The organism is Rhizobium sp. P32RR-XVIII (assembly GCF_012641395.1).
Classification (GTDB): domain Bacteria; phylum Pseudomonadota; class Alphaproteobacteria; order Rhizobiales; family Rhizobiaceae; genus Rhizobium.
On record NZ_JABAIH010000003.1, the window covers coordinates 630,006 to 655,090 of the forward strand.

The 25,085-nt window shown below is 61.3% G+C and carries 24 protein-coding genes and 1 pseudogene; 17 read left to right on the forward strand and 8 right to left on the reverse strand.

All coding sequences use genetic code 11. The features are described from left to right. The first annotated feature begins 467 nt into the window (after positions 1-467). Together HGP14_RS12595 and HGP14_RS12600 are read left to right on the forward strand one after the other, a co-directional pair. Complete coding sequence (locus HGP14_RS12595; RefSeq protein WP_168830157.1) at positions 468-1,115, forward strand: isochorismatase family protein; 648 nt, start codon at positions 468-470, stop codon at positions 1,113-1,115. Positions 1,116-1,389: 274 nt separating this feature from the next. Then, positions 1,390-2,574, forward strand: a complete 1,185-nt coding sequence (locus HGP14_RS12600) for a sensor domain-containing diguanylate cyclase (protein ID WP_168830158.1) — start codon at positions 1,390-1,392, stop codon at positions 2,572-2,574. 219 nt (positions 2,575-2,793) lie between these two features. On the opposite strand, the gene HGP14_RS12605 is transcribed toward HGP14_RS12600, so the two are convergent. From HGP14_RS12605 to HGP14_RS12635, 7 genes are all read right to left on the reverse strand, one after another. Further along, entirely contained in the window at positions 2,794-3,831 is a 1,038-nt protein-coding gene (locus HGP14_RS12605; protein WP_168830159.1) for a Bug family tripartite tricarboxylate transporter substrate binding protein, read from the reverse strand. A gap of 4 nt (positions 3,832-3,835) precedes the next feature. Then, the gene (locus tag HGP14_RS12610) at positions 3,836-4,651 is read right to left on the reverse strand and encodes an SDR family NAD(P)-dependent oxidoreductase (protein ID WP_168830160.1); all 816 of its coding nucleotides are present in this window, start codon (positions 4,649-4,651) and stop codon (positions 3,836-3,838) included. Between the two features lie 10 nt (positions 4,652-4,661). Continuing rightward, complete coding sequence (locus HGP14_RS12615; protein WP_168830161.1) at positions 4,662-6,719, reverse strand: tripartite tricarboxylate transporter permease; 2,058 nt, start codon at positions 6,717-6,719, stop codon at positions 4,662-4,664. A gap of 78 nt (positions 6,720-6,797) precedes the next feature. Further along, complete coding sequence (locus HGP14_RS12620) at positions 6,798-7,604, reverse strand: dienelactone hydrolase family protein (protein WP_168830162.1); 807 nt, start codon at positions 7,602-7,604, stop codon at positions 6,798-6,800. Between the two features lie 12 nt (positions 7,605-7,616). After that, the gene (locus HGP14_RS12625) at positions 7,617-8,255 is read right to left on the reverse strand and encodes a cysteine hydrolase (RefSeq protein WP_168830163.1); all 639 of its coding nucleotides are present in this window, start codon (positions 8,253-8,255) and stop codon (positions 7,617-7,619) included. A gap of 41 nt (positions 8,256-8,296) precedes the next feature. After that, positions 8,297-9,058, reverse strand: a complete 762-nt coding sequence (locus HGP14_RS12630; protein WP_168830164.1) for an SDR family NAD(P)-dependent oxidoreductase — start codon at positions 9,056-9,058, stop codon at positions 8,297-8,299. 203 nt (positions 9,059-9,261) lie between these two features. Then, positions 9,262-9,747, reverse strand: coding sequence for a hypothetical protein (locus HGP14_RS12635; RefSeq protein WP_168830165.1), 486 nt, complete (start codon positions 9,745-9,747; stop codon positions 9,262-9,264). Here HGP14_RS12635 and HGP14_RS12640 point away from each other — a divergent pair. The 3 genes and pseudogenes from HGP14_RS12640 to HGP14_RS12650 all read left to right on the forward strand — a co-directional run. Further along, entirely contained in the window at positions 9,724-9,888 is a 165-nt protein-coding gene (locus HGP14_RS12640) for a hypothetical protein (RefSeq protein ID WP_168830166.1), read from the forward strand. The genes HGP14_RS12635 and HGP14_RS12640 overlap by 24 nt on opposite strands. A gap of 41 nt (positions 9,889-9,929) precedes the next feature. After that, on the forward strand, positions 9,930-10,970 hold the full coding sequence (locus HGP14_RS12645) for a LysR family transcriptional regulator (protein ID WP_168830167.1): 1,041 nt from the start codon (positions 9,930-9,932) through the stop codon (positions 10,968-10,970). 87 nt (positions 10,971-11,057) lie between these two features. Continuing rightward, a pseudogene (locus HGP14_RS12650) lies at positions 11,058-11,192 on the forward strand (IS6 family transposase); the annotation flags it as partial. Between the two features lie 14 nt (positions 11,193-11,206). Here the strand turns inward: HGP14_RS12650 and HGP14_RS12655 are convergent. Beyond that, a complete protein-coding gene (locus tag HGP14_RS12655) occupies positions 11,207-11,986 on the reverse strand; it encodes an IclR family transcriptional regulator (RefSeq protein ID WP_246704434.1) in 780 nt (259 codons plus the stop codon). Positions 11,987-12,074: 88 nt separating this feature from the next. Between HGP14_RS12655 and HGP14_RS12660 the strand changes: the two genes are divergently transcribed. The 12 genes from HGP14_RS12660 to HGP14_RS12715 all read left to right on the forward strand — a co-directional run bounded on the left by HGP14_RS12660 (position 12,075) and on the right by HGP14_RS12715 (position 24,900). Beyond that, positions 12,075-12,998, forward strand: coding sequence for a polysaccharide deacetylase (locus HGP14_RS12660; protein ID WP_168830168.1), 924 nt, complete (start codon positions 12,075-12,077; stop codon positions 12,996-12,998). Positions 12,999-13,055: 57 nt separating this feature from the next. Then, positions 13,056-14,549: an ABC transporter substrate-binding protein gene (locus tag HGP14_RS12665; protein WP_168830169.1), complete on the forward strand. Its 1,494-nt coding sequence runs from the start codon at positions 13,056-13,058 to the stop codon at positions 14,547-14,549. A 16-nt stretch (positions 14,550-14,565) separates the two neighbouring features. Then, positions 14,566-15,486, forward strand: a complete 921-nt coding sequence (locus HGP14_RS12670; protein WP_168830170.1) for an ABC transporter permease — start codon at positions 14,566-14,568, stop codon at positions 15,484-15,486. A gap of 10 nt (positions 15,487-15,496) precedes the next feature. Then, on the forward strand, positions 15,497-16,360 hold the full coding sequence (locus HGP14_RS12675) for an ABC transporter permease (protein WP_168830171.1): 864 nt from the start codon (positions 15,497-15,499) through the stop codon (positions 16,358-16,360). A 10-nt stretch (positions 16,361-16,370) separates the two neighbouring features. Beyond that, positions 16,371-17,156, forward strand: coding sequence for an SDR family NAD(P)-dependent oxidoreductase (locus tag HGP14_RS12680; RefSeq protein WP_168830172.1), 786 nt, complete (start codon positions 16,371-16,373; stop codon positions 17,154-17,156). A gap of 4 nt (positions 17,157-17,160) precedes the next feature. Next, positions 17,161-18,156 (forward strand): ABC transporter ATP-binding protein, encoded by a 996-nt coding sequence (locus HGP14_RS12685; RefSeq protein WP_168830173.1) that lies wholly within the window; start codon positions 17,161-17,163, stop codon positions 18,154-18,156. Next, the gene (locus HGP14_RS12690) at positions 18,153-19,124 is read left to right on the forward strand and encodes an ABC transporter ATP-binding protein (RefSeq protein WP_168830174.1); all 972 of its coding nucleotides are present in this window, start codon (positions 18,153-18,155) and stop codon (positions 19,122-19,124) included. The genes HGP14_RS12685 and HGP14_RS12690 overlap by 4 nt, the downstream gene beginning before the upstream one ends. Before the next feature lie 10 nt (positions 19,125-19,134). Beyond that, positions 19,135-21,489: a penicillin acylase family protein gene (locus HGP14_RS12695; RefSeq protein ID WP_168830175.1), complete on the forward strand. Its 2,355-nt coding sequence runs from the start codon at positions 19,135-19,137 to the stop codon at positions 21,487-21,489. 23 nt (positions 21,490-21,512) lie between these two features. Continuing rightward, positions 21,513-22,664: a M20 family metallopeptidase gene (locus tag HGP14_RS12700; protein WP_168830176.1), complete on the forward strand. Its 1,152-nt coding sequence runs from the start codon at positions 21,513-21,515 to the stop codon at positions 22,662-22,664. 43 nt (positions 22,665-22,707) lie between these two features. Beyond that, positions 22,708-23,475: a sulfite exporter TauE/SafE family protein gene (locus HGP14_RS12705; RefSeq protein ID WP_168830177.1), complete on the forward strand. Its 768-nt coding sequence runs from the start codon at positions 22,708-22,710 to the stop codon at positions 23,473-23,475. 5 nt (positions 23,476-23,480) lie between these two features. Beyond that, the gene (locus tag HGP14_RS12710) at positions 23,481-24,467 is read left to right on the forward strand and encodes an Ldh family oxidoreductase (protein ID WP_168830178.1); all 987 of its coding nucleotides are present in this window, start codon (positions 23,481-23,483) and stop codon (positions 24,465-24,467) included. A 286-nt stretch (positions 24,468-24,753) separates the two neighbouring features. Beyond that, positions 24,754-24,900 (forward strand): DUF1127 domain-containing protein, encoded by a 147-nt coding sequence (locus HGP14_RS12715; RefSeq protein WP_168830179.1) that lies wholly within the window; start codon positions 24,754-24,756, stop codon positions 24,898-24,900. Positions 24,901-25,085 lie beyond the last annotated feature (185 nt).

Sequence of the window (25,085 nt, forward strand, 5' to 3'; positions counted from 1 at the left end):
GATCACAGCCGACACGAATCCCACTCGGATCATTTGATTTTAAGCACTATCCCAGCTTCGGGCGGAGCGAGCATACAGATCAACAGCGTTAATAAAAGATTGAAAAGTCTGACGCCATGCTCGACCGTCACCACGATGCACTATCCGAGGGATTTCTACTATCTCGTCCGAGTGGATGTCATGGGATTGTGTAACGTCCGGATTGGCCCTCGGAGGCCCAAGCGTCCAAGCTATTCGTCACATTCCTTAAGCTGACCTGCGGTCTGCGTCTGCAGCGGCGGTCTTCGCCAGGACTGTCTGTTTGTTCGATGAGAGCGAACGCCGGTTTCGCCGGCGGTTGGCTTCCGGCGTCGTTGCAAATGGCTAGCATCGTCGCCGCTCGATGCTTTCCCAAGCCGAGCAATTTTTGCGCCCCGCATCCTGCGAAGCGTTTTTCCCGCCGCAAATCTAGCCTATGGAGAAAGAAAATGCCTGAGACGAAGAAAGTCGCCTCTGTTCTCACCCCCGACAATCACGCGGTCATTCTGGTCGATCACCAGTATATTCAGCTTCTGGCGGTCCGTTCGCACCCTGTCGAGACGGTCATCAACAATGTTACGATGTTGGCGAAAGCGGCCAAGATTTTTAAGGTCCCAACGCTGCTGACGACCGTCTTTGGCGAACGGCAGGAACTCCTTCCGCAGATCCAGGCGGTATTTCCCGAACAGAAGCCGATCAACCGCACGGGCCTCAATGCCTGGGTTGAACCGGATGTCTACGACTGGGTTCAGAAGACCGGAAAGAAGAAGCTCGTCATGGCCGGTCTCTGGACCGAAGTCTGCCTGAACCTGCCGACTTTGTCGGCACTTGCGGAAGGTTATGAAGTTTATATCGTCACCGATGCATCCGGCGGCAGCAGCAGCGAGAGCCACGAACGCGGCGTCCAGCGCATGCTGCAAGCGGGCGCACGTCCGCTGACGGTCGCGGCCTATCTCAGCGAGCTTCAGTGGGATTGGGCGGCTGAGGAAACCGCTGACGAAGTGTCGAAGCTGTTTGCTGAATTGGGCGGCGGCTTCGGTCAGGCTCTGCGTTGGGAGTGGCAGCTTCTGGGGCTCACCTCGAGTGGCGGACATTAATCCCCCAGTCTACGATCGCGCGGCGGTGGACGCCGCGCGATCAGGCGAGGTGTCGTTGGCTCCTGCCGAGAACGACGCAACCTTGGCCGCGATAGCGCCGAAGGCCATAAGAAGCATGCATATTGAAGAAATCCACGCTTGGAACAAAGGGTGGCGGATCGCACGTCGTACGCCTCTGCGACCTTCAGGCATTAACGGTTTCTTGTTCATGCGCTTCTAAAATCCGCACTGAACGGTAAGCGGATGGCGTGCAGAGTTCTGCACAAACGGGTTGATGAACGGAGCGGCCTTTTTCCTAGCGGTGAATTTCATCATCGCAATGTCCTTTGCGCTGGCCTTTGCGGTGGTCTCGACCCGCAGCCGCTCGCGGGCCTCAGCTCTCTGGTTTGCCGCAGCTTTTGCCGTTGCCTCGCTTTCGGCGCTCTGCGAACTGCTGGTCGCATATACGCATCCGGCCAAGTTCTGGGCGATCGGGGCATTTGCGACCGTGCTTGCCGGCATGATTCTGCTCAGGGTCGGCATCGGCGAGCTTTACGGACGCAAGATCGACCCGCTGAAGGCGGCCTGTTTCCTGTCGGGCGGCATCTTCCTCGATCTGCTGATCTACGATCTGCCGCGTGGAACTGCCTTGCACGCTTTTTCCTATCAGACCCCTTTCGCGCTCGTCATCTTTGCTAGCGCGGTTGCCGTCTTATCGTCTACGCGCCGGCTGATGATTGACCGGGCGCTCGGCTGCCTGCTGCTGGTGACCTGTCTACATTTCTTCGCCAAGGCAAGTCTTGCGATCCTCGTGGGGGCAGGGACGACCGCAAAGGACTATATCCACACGAACTATGGGTTGATCTCGCAAAGCTCGACCGCCGTGCTCGTGGTCGCGGTGGGATTGACGCTGCTATCCGTGCTCGTTCTGGAGATCATGGCGGATGAGCGCAGCAATGCGGAAAAGGATTCCCTTTCCGGCCTTGCCAATCGTGTCGGCTTCGAGAACGGCGTAAAGGCCGCCATGGCGCTCGCACCCAACGACCGACATGCGCTGATCCTCTGCGACCTCGACCATTTCAAGAGTATCAACGATACCTTTGGCCATCATGTTGGCGATCTTGTCATCCAGGCCTTTGGCGACCTCTTGCGGGCGAACACCGAAAACAGTGTCGTGGTCGGCCGTATCGGTGGCGAAGAATTTGCGGTTTTCATGCCAAATACAACGTCGGAGATCGCCGCCTTATTTGCGCAGTTACTGCGAGGCGAGGTCACGGAAATTGCCGTGAGCGAGCTGCCGTCTTCCTTCACTGTGATGGCGAGCTTTGGAGTTGCGGAATTCGCTCCGGGGGAGAAACTTGCCTCTGTCATGCGCGCTGCCGATGCCGCTCTCTATGAAGCGAAGCGCTCCGGCCGCAACTGTGTTAGGCAGGCGCGGACAAGAGGAACGGAGCCCGCAGCGATCAAGATCATGAAATAAAAACGGCCGCGTAGTAGGCTGCCTGAGAACTTGGTGACTTGCACTCTTGGCCTACGTCCGCCACGACGGCTAACCATGGCAGGCGTCGCCGAGTGCCGCCATCAGAGCCTGCGCAACGGAATCGACGTTACAACCTCAGTCAAGCTAGAGAATATACCTCTTGTACAAACTACATCGACTGCGGTGTGATCCGCAGTCGACAAAAAGCGGTGATGAAGTTTATTCGGCGTTGCCGGCGATCAGCTTGCGGATTTCGCTGACGACCTCGGGCGAGGTGGCGTAGGCTTCCTTCAGTGTATCAGCCAGCTGCTCGCCGTTGCGGGGGGAGTCGACCTGAAGGCCAAGCCCTTCTGCGTCCGAAATGAACGACGGATCTTTCATCATATCCTCGAAGCCCTTCCGCAGGGCAGCGACGCGATCGGCGGGAACTTCCGGCGGAGTAAGATAGGGACGACCGAAGGCGAGCGGAGCGAAGGCGACCTTCATCAAATCCAGCGTCTTCGGATCGGAGACGAGGTCGTTAGCAAAGGGGGCATCACCAAGTTTCGGTTCCTTTTCCGTACCAAATTGAACCAGCACGCGCACGCTGCCATCCTCAAGCCAGGTCGGCCGTGTCGCGACGAGCGAGCTATAGAACAGGCTGGGAGCGCCCTGGACCTCTCCACGTTCCATCGCCAGGAAGACCTCGTTCTGGCCCTTGTAGCCGTTGATGATGTCGAGCTTCGTGCCGAGCGCGGCGTTCAGCAGGCGGGCATAGAAGCTCGGCGTCGAGTTGGCGCCGGTCACCCCGACGGTGACGGTCTGCGCCTTCGCATCCTCGATCGTCTTCGCCGGCGAGGTCTTCCAGACGGTCAGCATGCCGGTTTCGACGCTCGGCGAGCCGAGCCATTCGAACTTGGTCGCGTCATATTGCGCTTCCTTGGTGCCGTAGAGCGGTTCGAAGGGCGTGTTGTTCTGGACGCCGCCGATGACCGTGCCGTCCTTGGCCGCGATGTTATAGAGGTAGTTCGTGGCGACGATGCCGCCGGCGCCCGGCATGTTCTGGACGATAAGCGTCGGATTGCCGGGGATGTGATCCCCGAGATGGCGGGCGATCGTGCGGGCCAGCGTATCGTAACCACCACCGGCCGAGGAGCTGATGACGACGGTAATCACCTTGCCCTTGTAGAAATCGGCGACGTCGTCCGCGAGTGCCGGGGCGCTGAAACATGCGCCCACGAGAAGGGCGGCGATATATTTGCTGAAGGCTCTTACCATATGTCTATCTCCGTACGCTTGAGGTTGACGATGCAGTTGCGGATGGTCGGCTGCCCTTGAATGCGAGGTAGCCGCCATCGATGAGAAGGTCGGTGCCGGTCATGAAGGAGGATTCCTCGGATGCGAGGAAGAGGGCGCCGGCGGCAATCTCTTCGACGCGCCCGGTGCGCCCGAGAAGGTGGTTGGGGCCGCGTGCGCGGTTGGCCTCGTCGCGGGATCCGTAGCGGCGCATGGTGCGTAAGGTGTCGATCGCGCCCGGCGAAAGCGTGTTGGCGCGGATGCCGTCGCCGGCGTGATCGACGGCGAGGCATTTGGTGAACTGGATGAGCGCCGCCTTGGTCGTGGAATAGACGGCCCGCCCCGGCGGTCCGACATAGGCGAGCTGGGAAGCGATGTTAACGATCGTTCCGCCGCCGGCCCGGCGCAGATGCCGGATGGCATATTTGCAGGTCAGGAACGCCCCGGTCAGATTGACCGCCAGCGCATTGGCCCAGTCGTCGAGATCGAGCATCTCGACGGTGCTGTCGGGCGTGACCGCGGCAGCCGTGTTGACGAGCGAGGTCAGCTTGCCAAACCGGTCGACGCAGGCATCGATCGCGGCACGCACCGCTGCCGGATCCCTGATGTCGAGGCGGACGGCATGTGCCTGCCCGCCGCGATCCTTGATGGCCGAGGCGGTGGCGATCGCTGCCTCCTCCCGCATATCGGCGACGACGATTGCGGCTCCCTCGCTGGCGAAGCGGCAGGCGATTGCCCCGCCGATCTCGCCGCCTCCGCCGGTGACGAGCGCAACGCCTCCTTCAAGTGCGTGTCCGGTCATCGCCTCGGCCTCACATCGACGGGATCATGGTGTGCAGGACGGGAACCCAGGTTCCGAGAACTGTCGGGGGCCAAGGGATGGAGAGCAGCCTGTCGAAGACGACGTAGACGAAGATCGCGATCGAGGCGGCATAGATCGCCGTGAGGTAAAGCCGCTCGCGCTGTTCGAGCCACATATAGCCGACGACGAAGAGCGGCACCGTCGGGATGAGGCCGATCAGGGCCATGGAGATCATGAAGCCGACGATCCAGATGAAGAAGACCGCCGCCCGCAGGAGTACCGTCCTGAGGGGCAGATCACCCGTGTCGGAGCCGAGGTCCATATGGATCTGGTCCCCTTGTTCTTCCTGCACTGCCTTGAGAGGATCGTTCGACGGCACCTTGGCGTCGAGGAAGACCCGGTTCAACAGGCTGATCACGACGAAGAACAGGGCAGCGACACCGACGATCAGCGGAACGATCTTGGCATCGAACGGCCAGGACGAGGCTTCGAAGATCATCGCGCCGAGCAGGCAGATGACCGCCACATAGAAGATATCCGTCGACTTCACCTGGGGCTTCAGATCGCGCAGGCCGAAGCGCATGCTGCCGCTTCGGTAGCCGGCGATGACGGGCCTGAGGAGGCTGATCAGCGCAAGGGCGAAGAGCAGGATGACGACGGGGCGGTAGATCCAATCTGCGCCGTAGACCCTCAGCGATATGAAAAGATTGGATTCGATCGATGCGCCAAGGACGAAGCCGAGAATCAGCGGCGGGCGCGGCCAACGCATCTGCTTCATAACCCAACCGACGACACCGAACAGGAGCAGAACATATAGGTCCCCCCAATTCCGCGAACCTTCATAGGCGCCGATATAGATGATCGACAGGATGCCCGGCAGGATCAGCGTATAGCGCAGCGTGGCAAGCTTGGCGAACTGTGCGCTGAACAGGAAGCAAAGGCCCGCGCCGACGATGTTGGCAAGAGCAACGCTCCAGACCATCGCATAGGTGATATCGAGATGCTTGGTCAACATATCCGGCCCCGGCACGATGCCGTGAACCAGGAAGGCGCCCATTAGCACGGCCATGCCGGAGCTGCTCGGCACGCCGAAAGCGATGGTCGGCACCAGCGCGCCGCCTTCGCGGGCATTATTTGCGCTTTCAGCAGCGATGACACCGCGCACATCGCCCGTTCCGAAGGTTTCCCTGGCGCCGCGTTCGGTGCGCAGCGCATGGGCATACGCGATCCAGTCGATGATCGCCGCGCCGATGCCGGGGACGGTTGCAAAGCCTGCACCGATCCAGCTGCAGCGTAGCACCAGCCACCAGTTCTTGATGCTGTCGCGAGCTCCTGCAAGCATGCCGGAGCCGACATTGCCAAGACTGCCACTCGCAATGGCATTGCGGGTGATGGCGAGGTCGCAGAGTTCGGGAAGCGCGAACAGGCCGAGCGTGAGCGGCACCAGCGGGATGCCTTCCCAAAGGTAGAGGCTATCGAGCGTCCAACGCATGGTGCCGGTCTGCGGCGAGGAGCCGATCATGGAGAACATGACGCCGATGCCGGCGGCGGCGAGACCGCGCAAAGGCGTCTTGCCGGAAAGCATGGCTACCATGGAGAGACCGAACACACCGAAGGCGAGCAGCTCCGGCGAACCGATGAAAAGCATGAAGGGCCTGAGGACCGGAATTGCGACGGCCAGCAGACAGGCACCGAAGACGCCGCCCATGAGGGACGACACATACGAGGCAGCCAGCGCCCGGCCCGCCAAGCCCTTCTTGGCCATCGCGAAGCCGTCCTGGACGGTCGCGGCCGAGCCGACGCCGCCCGGCACGCCGAAGAGGATTGCCGGGATGGGGTCGCCTGTTGCCGTGGCGGCTCCAAGTCCCAGCAGGAAGGCGATCGCCGTATAGGAGTCCATGCTGTAGGTGAACGGAAGCAGAAGTGCCGTTCCCGCAAGGCCGCCAATACCGGGAAGGATGCCGATGATGATGCCGAGAATGACTCCGCCGATCAGAAACAGGAAGCGCATCGGCTCGAGCATCGTGGTGAACGCGTGGCCTGCCGCCCCGATAATTGTGAAGTCCATTGTGAGAGCTCCTCTTTGCCAGTCTTGGCCGGGACGGATGCATCCCGGCCAATATTTGCGAAGTGTCAGAGAGGCCGATCACTCCAGGCGCTTGTTCTTGGTGAAGTCGTAGTCGGCAGCGACGGACGCATTGAAGTTCCAGGTAACGACATTCGGGTCGCGCTCGGGCGAGAGCACACGCGTCAGGAAGCGCTGCTGATCGGCCCAGGCGGCTTCCGCCTGGGCCTTGCGATAGCGGCCCGGCATCGTGCTGTTCAACCAGCCATGCGGCGCGCCGCGATAGATGTTGATGTCGTAGCTCGTATGTTTTTCCTCGAGAATGCCGCGCAGTCGGCGGACATTATCGATCGAGATGATGTGGTCCATGTCGCCGTAAGCGCCGAAAACCGGGCAGGAAACCTTCGCCACGACGTCCTCGAGGGGACGCGGATGGATCTCGGAGACGTCCCACTCTTTCCGGCCGGCGCCGCCATACCAGACGACGACGGCCGTTGGCGAGAATTCCGAAGCGTAGACCAGCGGATGGCGGCCCGTCTGGCAATAGCCTGCGACGGCCGTGCGGCTGAGATCGGCTGCCGGCTCGTCGCCCATTGCATCGAACGCAGACTTGATGAAGCGGACAGCATCGGGATCGGAAAGATCGCAGCGCGCGGTCCCCTTCGCCAGTCCTTCCTGGTCTGGATGCTCGAAGAAGAAGTTACCGGCGACAACGACAAAACCGTCGCTGGCGCAGCGCTGCGCCAGATGCTCCGTATGCTCGACGAGCCCATATCGCTCATGCATCAGCACGATGACAGGAAACCGGCCCGGCTTGTCGGGCTTGGCGACGATGGCCGGCATTCCACCGGCGCAGACGATACGGCTTGTCAGGATTTCTTTAGACATGGCGGGCTCCGTTCAGGCAGTCATCAATGCAACGGCTTCATCGACATTCATCACCCGGCCCATCCGAGGGAAGACGCGATCCATGAAGAAGTCATGATTGTTTCCGCGGGCGGAAAAGCAGGCATCGCGAACGACGACGATGCCATAGTCGAGATCACGCGCCGCAAACATCGTGCTGGCGATGCCGACATCCGTCGAGCCGCCGGCGAGAACGATGGTGTCGATGCCGCGCACCCTGAGCTGCATGTCGAGATTGGTCTGGAAGAAGGAGCTCCAACGGTTCTTCGGAACGATGACGTCCGTTTCCAGTGGGCTGACCTCTTCGGCGATCTGCGCATCCGTCGATCCCTTGTGGAAACGCGGCGTGATCGGCGCCTTCGGGCCGGGTGTCAGGTCCATATCCGTATCCGTCAGACGCTCGACGCTGTCGACGTTGTTCGGTCCGTGCTGGCCAATCGGATAAAAGGTCGTCATACCCACCTTGCGGGCACCGCCCTGCAGGCGCGCGAGGTTCGGCAGGATATTGCGTTCGGCAAGGAACTGGACTTTCCCGGCCTCCGGCGGATGCAGATATCCGTTCAGGGAGTCGAAGAGCACAAGTCCGACATGCTGTGCCGATAGTTCCTTTTGAAGGCGTGAAATCTTTGCCACGAGTGTTTCCTTTCTTTGCTATGATTTTTTGAAACCGGCGCTCAGTGCATGATTAAGCGGCCGTTGACGCAGAGGCTTTGTCCGGTCACGTAAGACGCGTCGGTGGAGAGGAAGAAGCAGACGGCTTTCGCCACATCCTCGGGCTGGCCGATCCGCCCAAGGGGTATTTTTTGTCCGCGGGCGTAAAGCGCTTTCTCGTCGGGATTGCCTTCCCGGGGCTGGTCGGTGTCCGTGACGCCTGGGATGACCGCATTGACGCGAAGGGTGGGTGCCCACTCGAGCGCAAGCGACCGGGTGAGCGACAAAAGTCCGGCTTTGGAGGCCGCATAGTGGCTTCCGCCCGCAGCACCTTGCAGCGCGCGGCCGGAGGCCACGTTCACGATGACGCCGTTGCCCCGCTGCAGCATGAAGGGCGCGATGGTCCGGCTACAGAGGAAGGCTCCGCCGAGATTGACGGCGAGCACGTGCTGCCAGAGTTCATAGGGCATTTCGGCGGCACTGTGCCGGGGATAGATGCCGGCATTGTTGACGAGCACGTGCGGTTCGCCGAGCTGGGCGCGGACCTTGTCCACCATAGCAACGACGGACTGTTCGTCGGCCACGTCCGTCCGGACATATTTGCAATCGGCACCGAGGGCCGAGGCTTCTTCCGCCGTCTCACATCCCCGTTCATCAAGAATATCGACGACCGCGACATTGTATCCGCGTTCGGCAAGGGCCAGCACGATCGCCCGGCCAATGCCTTTCGCTCCGCCTGTCACGACGGCGGTCGGTCTCATCGGCTGGGCTGCGTCAATGTTCATTCTGCTTTTCCATGATCGGACAGTCCTGAATCGATATCAGGCCACGTCCTATGCCGAGGTTGCCGCCGGCCGCGCAAAGACCTTGTCGGTCCCCAAGGGAACCGAGGTCGGCCGCATTGGCGGCATGACGGATGGATCGGATTTGCGCCTGGCCGCACGGCACCTTCAAAAGCAGATGGCAAAACCATGCGCCTTCGGGCGCTTCAAAAGTGAAGCCGACGGATTTCTGCCGTCAGAGGCGGCTGATAAGGCTGCGGATATGCATTGCTCTGATGTCCTAGTTCAGTTCCCATTGATTGATCGCAATGCTTTGACACCGCGATATTGGAGCTCTTTGACTCCTGATTTCGATCATAGTGACACCCGCATTGATCCAAGTCATCAAGCAGATGCGAAAAACGTCTTTTCCGAAACGAAAGTACCGTTTGTGAAAGAGGCTCCCATAATGGCGTCCTTTCTTCACAAAGGACGGTTGCCGAAATGGCGGAAAACAGTAACGCCGCTTCCAATTCCGAAGCATCGAAATTCGTTGTCGCAACCAGCCGGCCCGCTACGTCGCCTGCTCGCTCGGCAGCCGCCACTATCCGTTCATCTGGCTGTGCCGCAAGAGTGCCGAAGGCGGCGGGGCGACATCGGTCAAGGACGGCGGCCGCCAGATCGAATAGGTGGATCCGGATCCGCGCGTCCATCGCAAGTTCCTCGAGGAACTGCAGAAGACCGGTGTACTGTCGGCCATGGGTGACATCTTCGAGCCGGCAGTCCTGGCGCTCCCGAAGGAAAGCCTGACCGGCGTCATCCAGAGACCGATCCTCAAGGGACCGGCAAGCTGAGCCCATCAGAGAACGTACCCATTTCGCGAGCGCATCATGAAATGGGGGCGCGTGAGAATTCGGCGTGCCTGCGCAACCGAATTGCCGAGCGCTCCAATATGTGCCAGCTTTTGTTAATGATGCAGACGCCTCCTATCGCTCGCTCCAGCTTCGAAGGCTTGGACCTTAACGACATCGTAATTTTCGCGCGGGTGGTCCAGCACGGAAGTTTCACGATCGCTGCAAAGCATTTCGGCAAATCGCCGTCCTATATGAGCAAACATATAACTCAGCTCGAACATGCCCTTGCCTTGACCCTGCTTCACAGATCGACCCACCGGGTCTTTCTGACTGATGTCGGCAATGTGTTCTTCGAACATTGCGTACGGATCTTGGGAGAGCTCGACGCCGCTAAGGCCAATGCCAATGCCGTCAGCCGCGAACTGATCGGCACGCTGCGGGTCCACAGCACACCGGGCGTCGGCCAGGCGCTCGTCCTGCCGGCCATCGGTGATTTCAATGTTCAGTTTCCTACGGTGAAGGTGGAGCTGACCTTCAGCGTTTATTCAGCCAGCCTAATGGAACGTGGCGTGGATGTCTTGATCGGCAGCAGGGACTTCGATGACGACAGTTTCTTTCAAAGCGGTCTGTTCGAGAGGAAGCTCGGCACCGTGCCCTATGTCGTATGCGCCTCGGCGGATTATCTCAGTCGACATGCCAGACCGACCAAGCCGCAGGAACTCAGCGCGCACAACTGTCTAATCCACATGAAGCAGCGGGGCAACCCTCGACAATGGAAAGTCAGCAGCGGCGGCGAGGAGTTTGTCATTTCAGTCGACGGCACGTTTCAGACTAATATCGAGAGCGCGATCCGGATTGCAGTTCTGCAGGGGAGCGGAATTGCGCGCTTGCCGTTCTACAGCGTCGCCGATGAGCTCAAGTCAGGAGCGTTGGTCTCGCTGTTCGGGGGCGGGATAACATTGGATCGGAGCATCAAGGCCTTTTATCCCCGCAGCCGCTATGTCCCGAAGAAGGTCTATGAATTCCTATCGATTCTGGAAAGGCGGCTGGACATTGCATCCCAATGGCAGGCGCCGGCCTAAGCGTTCATCGAGCTTCTGTGCGTGAGATAACGCTGGATCTGGAAGAGGTGGCGGGTTCTCGCTGCCAGCGAGGTCGGATGGCTCGAATTGCCGTCGTCGCCGAATGCATGTTTCTCCCTTTCGACCATCGCCAACGCTGTCTGGCTCTATTTTCTGTTTCCGCTCAGCCTGCGACTGGTTGAGGAAGTACTGTTGGAGCGTGGGATTGTCGTCTCGTATAAGGATTGGATCATCCGCTATCTTCGATAGCCCAAGGCGCGGCTGATCTGATCGGCAGTCGAGCGTAATTTCAGCAACAGTTCCTCGCGCCGCTCGACATATCGGCTTGTCAGCGTTCCGAGATTGAGCGCTGCAATCACATTGCCTTCCGCGCCAAAAAGGGGGGCGGCGATCCCAGTCGAGCCAGTGACAAATTCTTGGTCGTTGATCGCATAGCCGTCACGGCGGACCTTTGCGAGGACCTCGCGGATCTGTTTGACATCCGTGATCGTGTAGCGGGTGTAGGACAGAAAGCGGACGCGCGAGAGATAGTCTTCCAGCGCTTCCGCGGGAGCATGAGCAAGAAGCACGCGGCCAGTTGCCGTGCAATGCGCGGTGATTGCGGCGTCCATATTGACGTCATAGCGGACAGGATGATGGCTAACGCATTTTGCCAGTCGGCGCAGGTCGCAATGCGCATTCATCGTGCCAAGCAGAACCGTTTCGCCGGACTCGTCCCTCAGCCGTTCCATGAAGGGCATTGCCGTGACGACCAGCGGCTCCTCATGGCGACGGAAAGGGAAGCCGTGGCGGCTTGCCTCCACCAGCATGTAGTGTCCTGCAGCGTCCTGAACGACATGACCGCGGGCCGCCAGTGTCTGGATCAGACCATGCGCGCTACTCTTCGGCAGCTTGAGATCGCGGATGATCTGCGAGAGCGAGGCCGGTTCGCGCAGCACCGACAGATATTCCAGAAGATCAAGGATGCGACCCGCGCTCTTCACTTCAGAGTTCATATATGTGAACAAAACCCCCATTGATGGCTATTTCCTCGGCTTATAAAAAATTTGCCTAGAAAAAATACAAGGGCAAGGAGCCCCCGGCATCGCCGAATGAAAGAATATCATGAGCGCAGCAGAACAGCATGACAAAAACCAGCCCTGGCTCTGGGCAGACGATGTCTGGCAGAGGAGCGTCAACAAGGTCCGGGCGGGTCGCTCATTGAAGCCGGCGCAGTGGAAGAACGGCGCCCGCATGGCTGTCGCTCTCTCATTCGATGCCGATCACGAGACGATGGAACTGCGCAACGGCGGCATCTCCATCAGTCGCCTGAGCCAGGGCCAGTATGGCGCACGCTCCGGCATGCCACGCATCCTTAAGCTGCTCGATAAATACGCGGTGCCGGCATCGATCTACATGCCCGCCGTCTCGGCTATGATCAATGCCGACGAGGCGCGTGCCGTCGTTGCTTCCGGCCATGAGATCGGCATTCATAGCTGGATCCACGAATTCAATTCGCGCCTGGACGAGGCAACCGAGCGCGATCTCGCGCTACGGGCGGCCGATGTTCTCGAACGCGTCTGCGGCATCCGGCCTGTGGGCATGCGCACCGCATCCTGGGATTTTAGCCCCCATACGCTGAAGATCGCTCGTGAAATGGGTCTGCTTTATGACTCCTCGTTGATGGCCGATGACGAGCCTTACGAGTTGCTGGAAGACGGCGAGCCGACCGGCATCGTGGAAATTCCGGTGGAATGGATCCGCGACGATGCTCCCTACGTCGCGATGGACCGGATGACAGGCGCACGGCCCTATGGCGACCCGGCTATGGTTCTCGAGATCTTCCAGCGCGAGCTGGAGCTTGCTTATGACGAAGGTGGGCTTTTCCAACTGACGATGCATCCGCATCATGTCGGGCATCGCTCCCGCATCTTCATCCTGGAGGAGATCATCCGCCAGGCGCAGGCGAAGGGCGATGTCTGGTTCACGACCCATGCTGAACTTGCTGCCTATTGCGCCAAGGAGGCTGGTATCGGTCGGGCCGCATAACGTTCTCGCCTTGGAATAACTGGAAGAATAAGCTGACATAAGAAGAGAGGAACACAGATGTCTTTGAGATTTGCTACCGCTGCCGCATTCGTGATGGCTCTCATGGCCTCGACCGCCATGGCTCAGTCGCCCAAGGATATGCTGACCATCGATCTGCCGAACGATGCCGCGACACTCGATCCGCATCTACAGTGGAACACTGACAGCTATTCGATCTACCGCAACATCTTCGACAACCTGCTGACCCGTGATGCCAAGGGCGAGATCGTGCCGCAGATTGCCAAGTCGTGGAAATATCTCGACGACAAGACGATCGAGTTCCAGATCCGCGACGACGTTACCTTCCAGGACGGCTCGAAGCTGACCGCCGAAGACGTCGCCTTCTCGATCAACCGCATCATCGATCCAAAGCTGAAGAGCCCGCAGCTCTCGCAGTTCGACCAGATCGACAAGGCGGAAGCCACCAGCCCGACCGTCGTCAAGATGACCACCAAGTCCGCCTATCCGGCGCTGCTCGCCCAGCTCGTCAAGCTGTCGATCGTGCCGAAGGCCTATGTCGAGAAGGTCGGTGACCAGGAATTCAACCTGAAGCCGCTTGGTTCCGGCCCCTATAAGATGGTCAACTGGCAGAAAGGCGTCCAGACCGAGCTTGAGGCCTATTCGAGCTACTGGCGCGCCAAGCCGCCATTCCAGCATGTCGTCTTCCGCACCGTGCCTGATGTCTCAACCCGCATCGCCGACCTCAAGACCGGCAAGGCCGACCTCATCCGCGAAGTGCCGCCGGATCAGGCCGAAAGCATCAAGAGCGACTCGAACTCGCAGGTTCTGTCGGTTCCGACCGAGCGCATCGGCTATCTCTTCATCAACGCCCAGGCCGGCGCCACCAAGGACGTCCGCGTCCGCGAGGCGATCGCCTATGCGATCGACCGCCAGGCGCTGGTCGATGCGCTGCTCGAAGGTTACGGCAAGGCGGTGGAAGTGCTCGGTGCCGAGCCGGTCTTCGGCTACACCGACAAGGTCAAGGGTTACGAGTACAATCTCGACAAGGCCAAGCAACTGGTGAAGGAGGCCGGCGCGGAAGGTGCCACCGTCGAATTCCTCACCTCTCCGGCCTATAGCCGCGCCACCGTTGAGGCCATCCAGCAGATGGTCAATGAGGCAGGTCTCAACGTCACCATCTCCTCCAGCGACCAGGCGACCTTCCTGAAGCGCCGCCAGGGCGATCCAGCCAATGCTGGCGGCCTTGCCTTCGGCGCATGGTCCTGCGCCTGCCAGGACGTCGACGGCGTGATCTTCCCGCTGTTCCGCACCGGCAGCATCTGGGCGAAATATTCGAACCCGAAGTTCGATGAGGCCGTCGACAAGGCGCGCGCCATCCTCGACCAGAACGAGCGGCTGAAGCTCTACGAGCAGGCCTACCAGATCATCAAGGACGACGTTCCGGGCCTTGGCCTTTATCAGGCCTATGCGATCTATGGCGCAAACAAGCAGCTGAAGTGGCAGCCGACCGCCAACGAAGCGATGTTCGTCATGGACATGAGCTGGCAGTAAGACAGGTAGCACGACCATGTTGACATACGCCGTCGAGCGTTTGATACAGGCGATCATTGCGATCTTCGGCGTTCTCACCATCGTGTTCGTCGTGATGCATCTCTCGGGCGATCCGACCCTGCTGCTCGTGCCGCAGGACGCATCGGCCCAGATGATCGCGGATCTCCGCCACCAGCTCGGTTTCGACCGGCCGATCTCGGTGCAGTACCTGGATTACCTTCAGGGGCTCGCCCGGTTCGATTTCGGTGTTTCCGTCGTGCAACGCGTGCCGGCATTCGATATTGTCATGTCACGCGTGCCCTATACGATGATGCTCGCCGCCGGCGCGCTGGTGGTGGCGATCGGCATGGGCATCCCGGCCGGCATTCTGATGGCGACGAACCGCGGCGGCTGGCTGGAACGGCTCTTGACCGCGATCGTCGTCACCGGCCAGAGCGTGCCGACCTTCCTGTCCGGCATCGTATTGATCTTCGTCTTCGGCGTGACGCTGCGCTGGCTGCCGACCTCCGGCTCCGGCGACTTCGCGTCGCTGATCATGCCTTCGATCGCGCTGGGCGCCGTATCCATGTCGACCTTCGCGCGCATGACCCGCATCTCGATCATCGACGAGCTCGGCAAGGATTATGTCCGGGCCGGTCGCGCCCGCGGCCTGTCGATGGGGTCGGTTGTGGTGCACCATGTGCTGCGGAACGCGGCGATCCCGGTCATCACCATCGCGGCGCTCGAAATCGGCAACCTGCTGGCCGGCGCGGTCATCATCGAGACGGTCTTTGCCTGGCCGGGCATCGGCCAGCTCGCCATCCAGTCCATCCAGTCGCGCGACTTCCTGGTCGTCCAGGTCATCGTGCTGCTGATCTCCTTCGTTTACGTGTTGACCAGCGTACTTGCGGATTTCGTCTATGCGCTCGTCGATCCGCGTATCCGCCTGGTCCGCTGAGGAGGCATTCATGAACACCGCCGTCCTCGCCCTCGGTCAACGCATTCGCCGGGTGCCCCTGTCAGTCATCATCGTCTCGATCATCTTCCTGGTGATCGTGACCCTCGCGATCCTTGCCCCCTGGGTCGCGCCGGCCGATCCGGACAAGCAGACCCTGCTTGCCCGCCTGAAGCCGCCGGGCTTCGAACTGCGCGGCTTCACCTACTGGCTCGGCACCGACGACCTCGGTCGCGACCTGCTCTCGCGCACCATCTACGGCGCCGGCGTCTCGCTTTCGGTCGCGGTCCTCTCCGTCGTCGTCTCGACGCTGGTCGGCGTCACCCTCGGCATGGTCGCCGGCTGGTTCCGCGGCAAGATCGAGATCCTCATCATGCGCCTCGTCGACATCATGATGTCGATCCCGGCGATCCTGCTTGCGGTGCTGACGGTCGCCGTGCTCGGCCCGGGCTTCCTGAAGCTCGTCCTGGTGCTCGGCCTGACCCGCTGGCCGCGTTACACCCGCGTAGCCTACGCCCAGACGCTGCAGGTTTCCAACCTGCCGTTTATCAAGGCTTCGGAACTCGCCGGTGCCGGCGCGGCGCGCATCCTCTTCCACCACATCCTGCCGAACATCGCCGGGCCGCTGCTGATCGTCGCGACTGCCGAATTCGGCCTGATGATTCTAATGGAAGCCGGCCTTTCCTTCCTCGGCCTCGGCATCCAGCCGCCAGCTGCAAGCTGGGGCTCGATCATGAGCGTCGGCCGCCAGTATCTCGAGCGGGCCTGGTGGATCGTCGCCTTCCCCGGCGCCTGTCTCTTCCTACTCGTCTTTTCCGTCAACGTGCTTGGCGACTGGCTGCGTGACCAGATCGACCCGCGTTCGCGTTCTCGCTGAGGTTTTACCCATGGAATTCGAAAACAAGACCATTGTCATCACCGGCGCCGCCGGCGTCTTCGGCCGCTGGATCGCCGCCTATTTCGCGCAGGAAGGCGCAAGGCTCTGCCTGAGCGACATCCGCATGGACGGGCTGGAAAAGGCGGTCAGGGAACTTGGCCTCGACCGGTCGAAGGTGCTGCTGCACGCGACCGAACTGACGAGCGACGCCTCCATGCTGGACCTCGTCGATCTCGTGCGCCGCGAATGGAAGGCGCCGGACATCCTGGTCAACAATGCCGGCATCTATACCCGCTTCAGCCTGCTTGACATGGAATTTTCCGACTGGGACCGCGTCTTCGGTGTTAACCTGCGTGCCCCCTTCGTGCTGTCGCGCGAGATGGCCAAGCTGATGATAGCAGAAGGCAAGCAGGGCTCGATCGTCAACATCTCGTCTGGGGCCGCCCGCAAGATGAACCAGAATTCGGTGCCTTACTGCACTTCGAAGACGGCGATCGAACGCCTTTCGAAGGGTTTTGCGATGGAACTCGCGGAATACGGCATCCGCGTCAACATCGTGGAGCCGGGTTTCGCGCCGGGCAGCGAGGTGAGCGAGCTTTCCGACGAATATGTCACCAACATGCTGAAGAACATTCCGCTCGGCCGCGCGAGCGGCCCGCAGGATGCGCCGGGCGCGATCGCCTATCTCTGCTCCGAAAAGGCCGCCTTCATCACCGGTGCTGTGCTCTCCGTCGACGGTGGCAATTCGATCGGCAACTACAAGCGGCCCGAGCGGGCCAAGACCGGAGGGGCTTAAGGGAATGGATGCTGCCGCAACCCCGCTGCTTGCCGTCGACAGGCTCACCATTGACATCGGTGGCGCCAATGTCGTCGACGACGTCTCCTTCGCCGTGGCGCCCGGCAAGGTCATGGCGCTGGTGGGCGAATCCGGCTGCGGCAAATCGCTGACCTCCTATGCCATGCTCGGCCTTCTGCCGCCGGCAGCCCGCCGTACCGGTGGCCGGATCATGCTCGAAAACACCGATCTTGCCGCAATGTCGGAGCGGCAGTTCCGCAAGGCCCGCGGCAAAGATATTTCCATCATCTTTCAGGAGCCTAGCGCCTCGCTCGACCCACTGACGACGGTCGGCGCGCAGATCGCCGAAGCGTACCGCGTGCATCACGGCGTCTCGAAGGCCGAAGCTTACCAGAAGGCGCGGCAGATGCTCGCCGATGTCGGCATTCCCGATCCCGACCGGCGGCTGCATCAATATCCGTTCGAACTTTCGGGCGGCATGTGTCAGCGCATCATGATCTCGATCGCGCTGATCTGCGGTCCGCGCGTGCTGGTCGCAGACGAGCCGACCACGGCACTCGACGTGACGATCCAGGCGCAGATCCTCGATCTCATGAAGAAGCTGGTAGCCGAGCGCGGCACCGCAATCGTCCTCATCACCCATGACATGGGCGTGGTCGCCGATATCGCTGACGAGGTAGCGGTCATGTATGCCGGCCGCATCGCCGAGATCGCCCCGGTTCACGCGCTCTTTCGCGAACCGAAGCACCCCTATACGGCCCTGCTTTTGGCTAGCGTACCGAAACTCGATGACGCTCCCAAGGCGGATCTGGCGACCATCGAGGGCACAGTGCCGACGCCGAACGAATTTGGCGTCGGTTGCCGTTTCGCGGACCGCTGTCCCCTCGTGACATACAAGTGTCGCAACGAGCAGCCGCCGCTGATGGATTGTGGCGGGGACCATCGCTCGGCCTGCTGGCATATCGATCGCATGAGCGAAATCCGCGAGGTTGCGGCATGAACGACAAGGTTCTCGAAATCCGCGACGTCGCGGTGCATTTCGGCGGCCACAGCGGCTTGCTCGGCAAGGCCGGACCGGTTGTGAAGGCGGTCAACGGCGTGGATCTCACGATCGGCCGCGCCGAGACAGTTGCGCTGGTCGGCGAATCCGGCTGCGGCAAGTCCACGCTCTCCAACACGATCGTCGGCCTGCAGGCGCCGGTTTCCGGCAGCGTCAAGATCAGCGGCGAAGAAGTGGTGGGCGCCGACAAAAAGAAGCTCAACGATATCCGACGCAAGGTGCAGATGATCTTCCAGGACCCGGCGCTATCGCTCGACCCGCGCTCGACGGTGGGTGCCACGATCGCCGAACCGCTGATCGTGCGCGGCGTCGCTCGTGGCAAGCAGCTCAAGGCGCGCGTCGCGACGCTCCTGCAACAGGTGGGCCTGAGACCCGAACATGCGGACCGTTATCCGCACCAGTTTTCCGGCGGCCAGCGCCAACGCGTTGTGATTGCCCGCGCGCTCGCGCTCGAACCGGACCTCGTCATCTGCGACGAGCCGGTCTCGGCGCTCGACGTGTCGGTACGGGCGCAGATACTCAACCTGCTGGTGGCGCTACAGAAGCGCACCGGCGTTTCCTATCTCTTCGTCTCGCATGACCTCGGCGTGGTTCGTCACATTTGCGACCGCGTTGTGGTCATGTATCTCGGCCGGTTCGTTGAAATGGCCGACCGCGACACCTTCTTTGCCAATCCGAAACATCCCTATACCAAGGCGCTGATGTCGGCGGTGCCCGAAGCCGATCCCGTTGTGCAGCGTTCCAAGGAACGGCTCATTCTGGGCGGTGAACTGCCGAGCCCGGCCAACATCCCCTCCGGCTGCGCCTTCAACACGCGATGCCCGCTTGCGACCGAGATTTGTTCCAGGGAACGGCCGGAACTGACCCCGCGCGCCGATGGCGCTCGCGTCGCCTGCCATCACGCATAAGAGTACTGCCATGACAGATGCCCCGACGAACGAAACCCTCCGACTGACCGGCCTCGAGGCCGAGGCGGAGATCCGCATCGACCGCTGGGGCATTCCGCATATCAAGGCGGCGAGCGAGAAGGACCTGTTCTTCGTGCAGGGCTTCAACGCCGCACGCGACCGGCTGTGGCAACTGGACCTGTGGCGCAAGCGCGGCCTCGGTCTCCTGGCGGCGGATTTCGGCCCCGGTTATCTGGCGCAGGACCATGCGGCCCGGCATTTCCTCTATCGCGGCGACATGGCGGCGGAATGGAGAGCTTACGCGGCGGATACGGAGGCGATCTGCACCGCCTTCGCCGCCGGTATCGATGCCTATATCGCGCTCTGCGCGGCTGAGCCTTCCCGCCTGCCGCCGGAATTTGCCGTCTTCGGCACGAAGCCGGCGTTTTGGCAGCCCTCCGACGTTGTGCGCGTCCGCAGCCATGCGCTGACCCGCAACGGACTCTCGGAAATCCTGCGCGCCAACATCATGGCGCTGGCCGATGCCGAGACCGACCTGCTGCGTTACGAGATCGATCCGCCGGTTGAACCGAAGCCGGCCGAAGGCATCGTGCTCGCCGACATCCCGCTTGAAGCGACCCGCCTGTTCAAGCTCGCCACCGCGCCGGTCACCTTCGACAAAGCCCGGCTTGCCGCCACGCTCGATGATGTCTGGAAATGGACCGAGGTGACCGATCTCGGCGACGTCATCCAGGCAACCGTGGAGGAGGGCTCTAACAACTGGGCCGTCCACGGTTCCCGCACCGAAACCGGCCGGCCGATCCTCGCGAGCGACCCGCACCGGGCGCATGCGGTACCGTCGCTGCGTTATCTCGTGCATCTCGAAGCGCCAAGCCTCAACGCCATCGGCACCGGCGAACCGACCGCTCCGGGCATCTCGCTCGGCCACAACGAGAAGACCGCTTTTGGACTGACCATTTTCGGCGCCGACCAGGAAGACATCTATGTCTACGAAACGAAGGACGGCGACCCGGAGCAGTATCGTTATGGCGACGGCTGGGAGGCGATTACCCGCCTTGAGGAGCGGTTCGTGGTCAAGGGCTTCCCTGACCAGACCCTGACGCTCTGCTTCACCCGTCACGGCCCGATTCTGCACGAGAATCCGAAGAAGCGGCAGGCGATCGCCATGCGCTCCGTCTGGCTCTCGCCGGGCTCGGCCGCCTATCTCGGCAGCCTATCCTATATGCGCAGCAGCTCGGTGAAGGCATTTTCCGAAACGCTTTCGCGCTGGGGCACGCCCTCGGTCAACCACGTCAGCGCCGACGTGGAGGGCAATATCGGCTGGTTCACTGCCGGCTTCACGCCGATCCGGCATAACTGGGAGGGCCTCCTGCCGGTACCGGGTCACGGCTCCCATGAATGGGACGGTTTCCTGCCCGCTGACCAATTGCCGCGCAAATACAATCCGGCTGAAGGTTTCGTGGCCTCCGCTAACGAGATGAACCTGCCGGCGGTCCGCGATTCGAAAGCGCCGTCGATCGGTCATGAATGGGCGGAAGTCAGCCGCGCCCAGCGCATCAAGTCCGTGCTCGCCGCCGACGCGAAGCATACGCTGAAGGGCTCGACCACGCTGCAGACGGATACCTATTCCCGCCCGGCCGCGACGATCTGTGGCCTGCTGGACAGGGTTACCGGCCAATATCCGGTCGATGAAACCCAGAAACAGGCGCTCGCTCTCTTCAACGGCTGGGATCACCAGCTGGACGCCACAAGCGCCCCGGCCGCCCTCTTCGAAGTCTGGTGGATGAAGCATCTGCGGCCTGCGCTGCTCGCGAAATTCGCGCCGAATCCGACCGTCCGGCAATTGCTACTGCCGGGCGATGTCGACCGCATGCTGACCCTGCTCTCGGAACCCGGTTCTCATTGGGGGGAGGCCGAGCGCGACACCATGCTGCTATCGACGCTGTCCGCCGGTTTTGCCGATTGCGAAAGACGCTTCCGCGCCGATCCGGCCGCCTGGCAATGGGGCGGTCTGCACAAAGCGCTCTTCGAGCATGCCACCAGCCGCATTGAGGCCGAAGGTGCAATCACCTGGAATGTCGGTCCCTTGCCAACCGGCGGCAGCCGCTCCACGCCCATGCATGCCGGCTACCGGATGAGCGATTTCGGCGTCAGCGCCGGCGCGTCGGTGCGCCTCGTCATGGATGTCGGTGACTGGGACAACAGCGTCTGCATCAACACGCCCGGCCAGTCCGGCGATCCGCGTTCGCCGCATTATGCGGATTTGGCCGAGGGCTGGGCAAAGGGGCGATATGTGCCACTGCTCTACAGCGGCGAGAAGATTGCCGCCGAAACCGAACACCACATTCTTCTTCTGCCGGCCTGAAAACCCTTTTTGAAAGATCTCCCATGCCCTGCACCATTTCTGCCGCAGATATCGATGAAGCAGTGCTTCTCTCCGAGTTGAATCATTGGGTGGAGATCGAAACGCCGACACGTGACTCCGCGGCCGTCAACCGGCTTGCCGACCGTGTGGAAGCGATCGCGAGGGAGGCCGGACTCGCGACGGAGCGTACGCCGGGAGCGCTGGGTTTCGGCGATATTCTCGCCGTGCGGTCGCCCCGCCCGGCCGGTAGCAATGAAAGGGGCGTGCTGATCCTAGCGCATCTCGACACGGTGCATCCGATGGGCACCATCAAGGAAAATCTGCCCCTGCGGCAAGAGGGCGACAGGCTCTATGGTCCCGGTATCTACGACATGAAATCGGGAGCATTGATGGCGCTGGAAGCGATGAAAATTGCTGCGCGCGACGGGACGCATTTACCTGTCGATCTGCTTTTCATCCCGGATGAGGAAATGGGAAGCACAAGCTCGCGTGGCGTGATCGAGAATTATGCCCGCAATGCGTCTTACGCCCTTGTGGTCGAGCCGGCACGGGACGGTGGCAAGATCGTGGTCGCCCGTAAAGGCGTCGCCATGTATGACATCCTCGTGCGCGGGCGCGCTTCTCACGCCGGCACGAGGCCGCAGGATGGGCGCAGCGCGATCCGCGCCGCCGCCCGACTGGTACTCGAACTCGAAAGCCTGAACGACGCGCAACGCGGCATCACCGTCACCGTCGGCACAATCCATGGTGGAACCGGGCGTAACATCGTGCCGGCTGAATGCCACATGCAAGTCGATCTGCGTCTTCCCGACGATGAGACGGCTGCCGAAATCCTGAAGAAGGTCGAAAGCCTGACGCCGGTCGATCCCGATATCACCATCGAGATCAAGGGAGGCGTCAACCGCCCGCCCTTTGCCCAGTCGGAGGCGGGCGAGCGGCTTTTCGATCATGCTGCCAGGCTTGCCGCCGACCTCGGCATCACTCTAGAGGGCGTCAGCACCGGTGGCGGCTCCGACGGAAACTTCACCGCGGCGCTTGGAGTGCCGACCCTCGATGGTCTCGGCGCCGACGGAGCCGGCGCCCATACATTCGACGAATATATATTCGTCAGCAGCCTTGCAGTTCGCACCGCGCTTCTTGCCAATCTGATGCTAACCCTGAATGGCGATCTCTGATGTCTAGCAACGGCTCGACACGTCTTTCCAGGTTCGCCGCATTATGACGCCTTCTGAGATCATCGGTTTCGTGCTGATGGCCGGCGTTGCGGCCTATGTGCAGACTTTGACCGGCTTCGCCTTCGGGCTGCTGCTGATGGGCGCGGTCGGGCTGACAGCCGTCATGCCGCTGCGCGATGCTGCGGTCGTTACCGGCGTGCTGACGCTCGTCAATGCTGCCATCATGATGATAAGGGGCTGGCGCGACGTGTTGCGCACCGAACTGGTGCTTGTGCTCTGCGCCAGCCTGCCGACGCTCGTCGCCGGCTATTTCCTGCTCGATCATCTCGCCTCGACCGGGCTCATCTACCTGCGCATCATCCTCGGCCTCGTGATCATCGTCTCGGCCTTGCAACTCGTCATGCCGCCCAGGAAAGAGGAAAAGGAGGCAACAAAGTCGTCCTTCGTTTTCTTCGGTGCCTTTTCGGGCATCATGAGCGGCCTTTTTTCGACAAGCGGCCCGCCGCTCGTCTATCATTTCTACCGTCAGCCTCTGCCGATCGCCGCAATCCGCGAGACGCTGGTGGCAATCTTCAGCATCAACGCGCTGATACGCCTTTTCGTCGTCATTGCGGACGGTACCTTTCCGAAGCCAGTTTACTGGCCGGCCTTTTTCGCCATCATCACCGTCTCCCTCGGTACGCACATGGCGCGGCGCATGCCGTTGCCTCTGTCGCCGAAGACGTTGAGACTGATTGTCTTCGTGTTGCTTTGTGCCTCCGGCGCCTCACTGGCACTGCCGGCCATTCCGAAAGCCCTTGCCTGGAGTTAATTGCAATGCTGCTGTCCATCACCGAAGCCGAGCGCCTTGTCGCACAGATGCTGGAGAGACACAGCGTCAGCCCCGAAAATGCGAAATCGGTCGCGGTCGCTCTCGTTGCGGCCGAGACCGCCGGGCAAAGCGGTCATGGCCTGCGGCGTCTTGCTGCATATGCCGCCCAGGCCAAGGCGGGAAAGGTCGATGGTTTCGCCACGCCGGTTGCTTGGTCGAGTGCGCCGGCAGTGCTCAGGATCGATGCTGGCTGCGGCTTTGCCTATCCGGCGCTCGATCTCGCCGTTCAAAAGCTTCCGGCTCTCGCCTCGAAATCCGGCATTGCGGTCGCTGCCATTCATCGCTCGCATCATGCCGGCGTCATGGGGTTGACGGTCGAGCGCTTCGCTGAGCGCGGACTCGTGGCGCTGATGTTTGCCAATACGCCGGCAGCCATGGCGCCCTGGGGTGGAAAGACCGCCGTCTACGGCACCAATCCGATCGCCTTTGCGGCGCCACTTCCGCATGATGAGCCGATCGTCATCGATCTTGCAATGTCCAAGGTCGCGCGTGGCAGGATCATGGCGGCGCACCAGAAGGGCACCGACATTCCGGATGACTGGGCGCTCGACATAGAGGGGAAACCAACCACGAATCCGAGCGAAGCCCTGAAAGGAACGATGATGCCTCTCGGCGACGCGAAGGGCGCGGCATTGGCGCTCATGGTCGAGATACTCGCGGCGAGCCTCACCGGCACCAATTATTCCTTTGAAGCCACCTCCCTCTTCGATGACCGCGGCAACCCGCCCAAGCTCGGGCAGATGATCATCGCGATCGATCCCGAGGCAACGGGCGGCGCCGGGACGGCCTCGCGCCTTGCACTGCTTGCGTCGACGATGACGGCCGACCCGAATGTGCGCCTGCCGGGCCGACGCAGCCAGGGCCGACGGCGGGATGCACTCACGACCGGAGTGGAAATCGACGACGAATTGGCGGCACTCATCAACCCGTGATGGTGCGTAAGCCAGACGGAAGGCGAGCGCCCGCGAAATCTCCCGAAATCTATCGATATCCGGATGCCGACCCACCGACCAGGTACCTGACCGCATTCGATCGGTTCAGGGCTTGAGCGGCTGCGATTTGGGCACTCCACAGCAGAGTGCCGCGTCTGGCGCATAACTGGCCTGATGCATTGTTCATGTCATGAGGCGGGCAAAACAACTATATACGTGACATCGAACGACGCCGGAGCCAACTACGGTCGCTGACGTCAAACGGACCTCAGGAAAGGGGATCATCATGAACGTCGCACGCTCCTTGAACAACTGGCGCAAGTATCGTCAGACTGTAGCCGAACTGGGTCGCATGACCAATCGCGAGTTGAGCGATCTAGGTATTGACCGCAGCGAAATTCGCAACGTTGCTCGCGCTGCCACTTCTCTCTGAGAGTGGTGTAAAGCATTTTGAGGCGCCCGCTCTTTAGCGGGCGTTTTGCGTTTCAGTGGTAGAAGAAGTCCGCGCATCTGTCGCCGTCGCGAGATGCATGTTTTGTGCATAGCTGCACTGCAGCATAATCTCTTTCCAATGATCAGTATCAGCGTATGCTCGCGTACATCGAAGCCATGCACCTC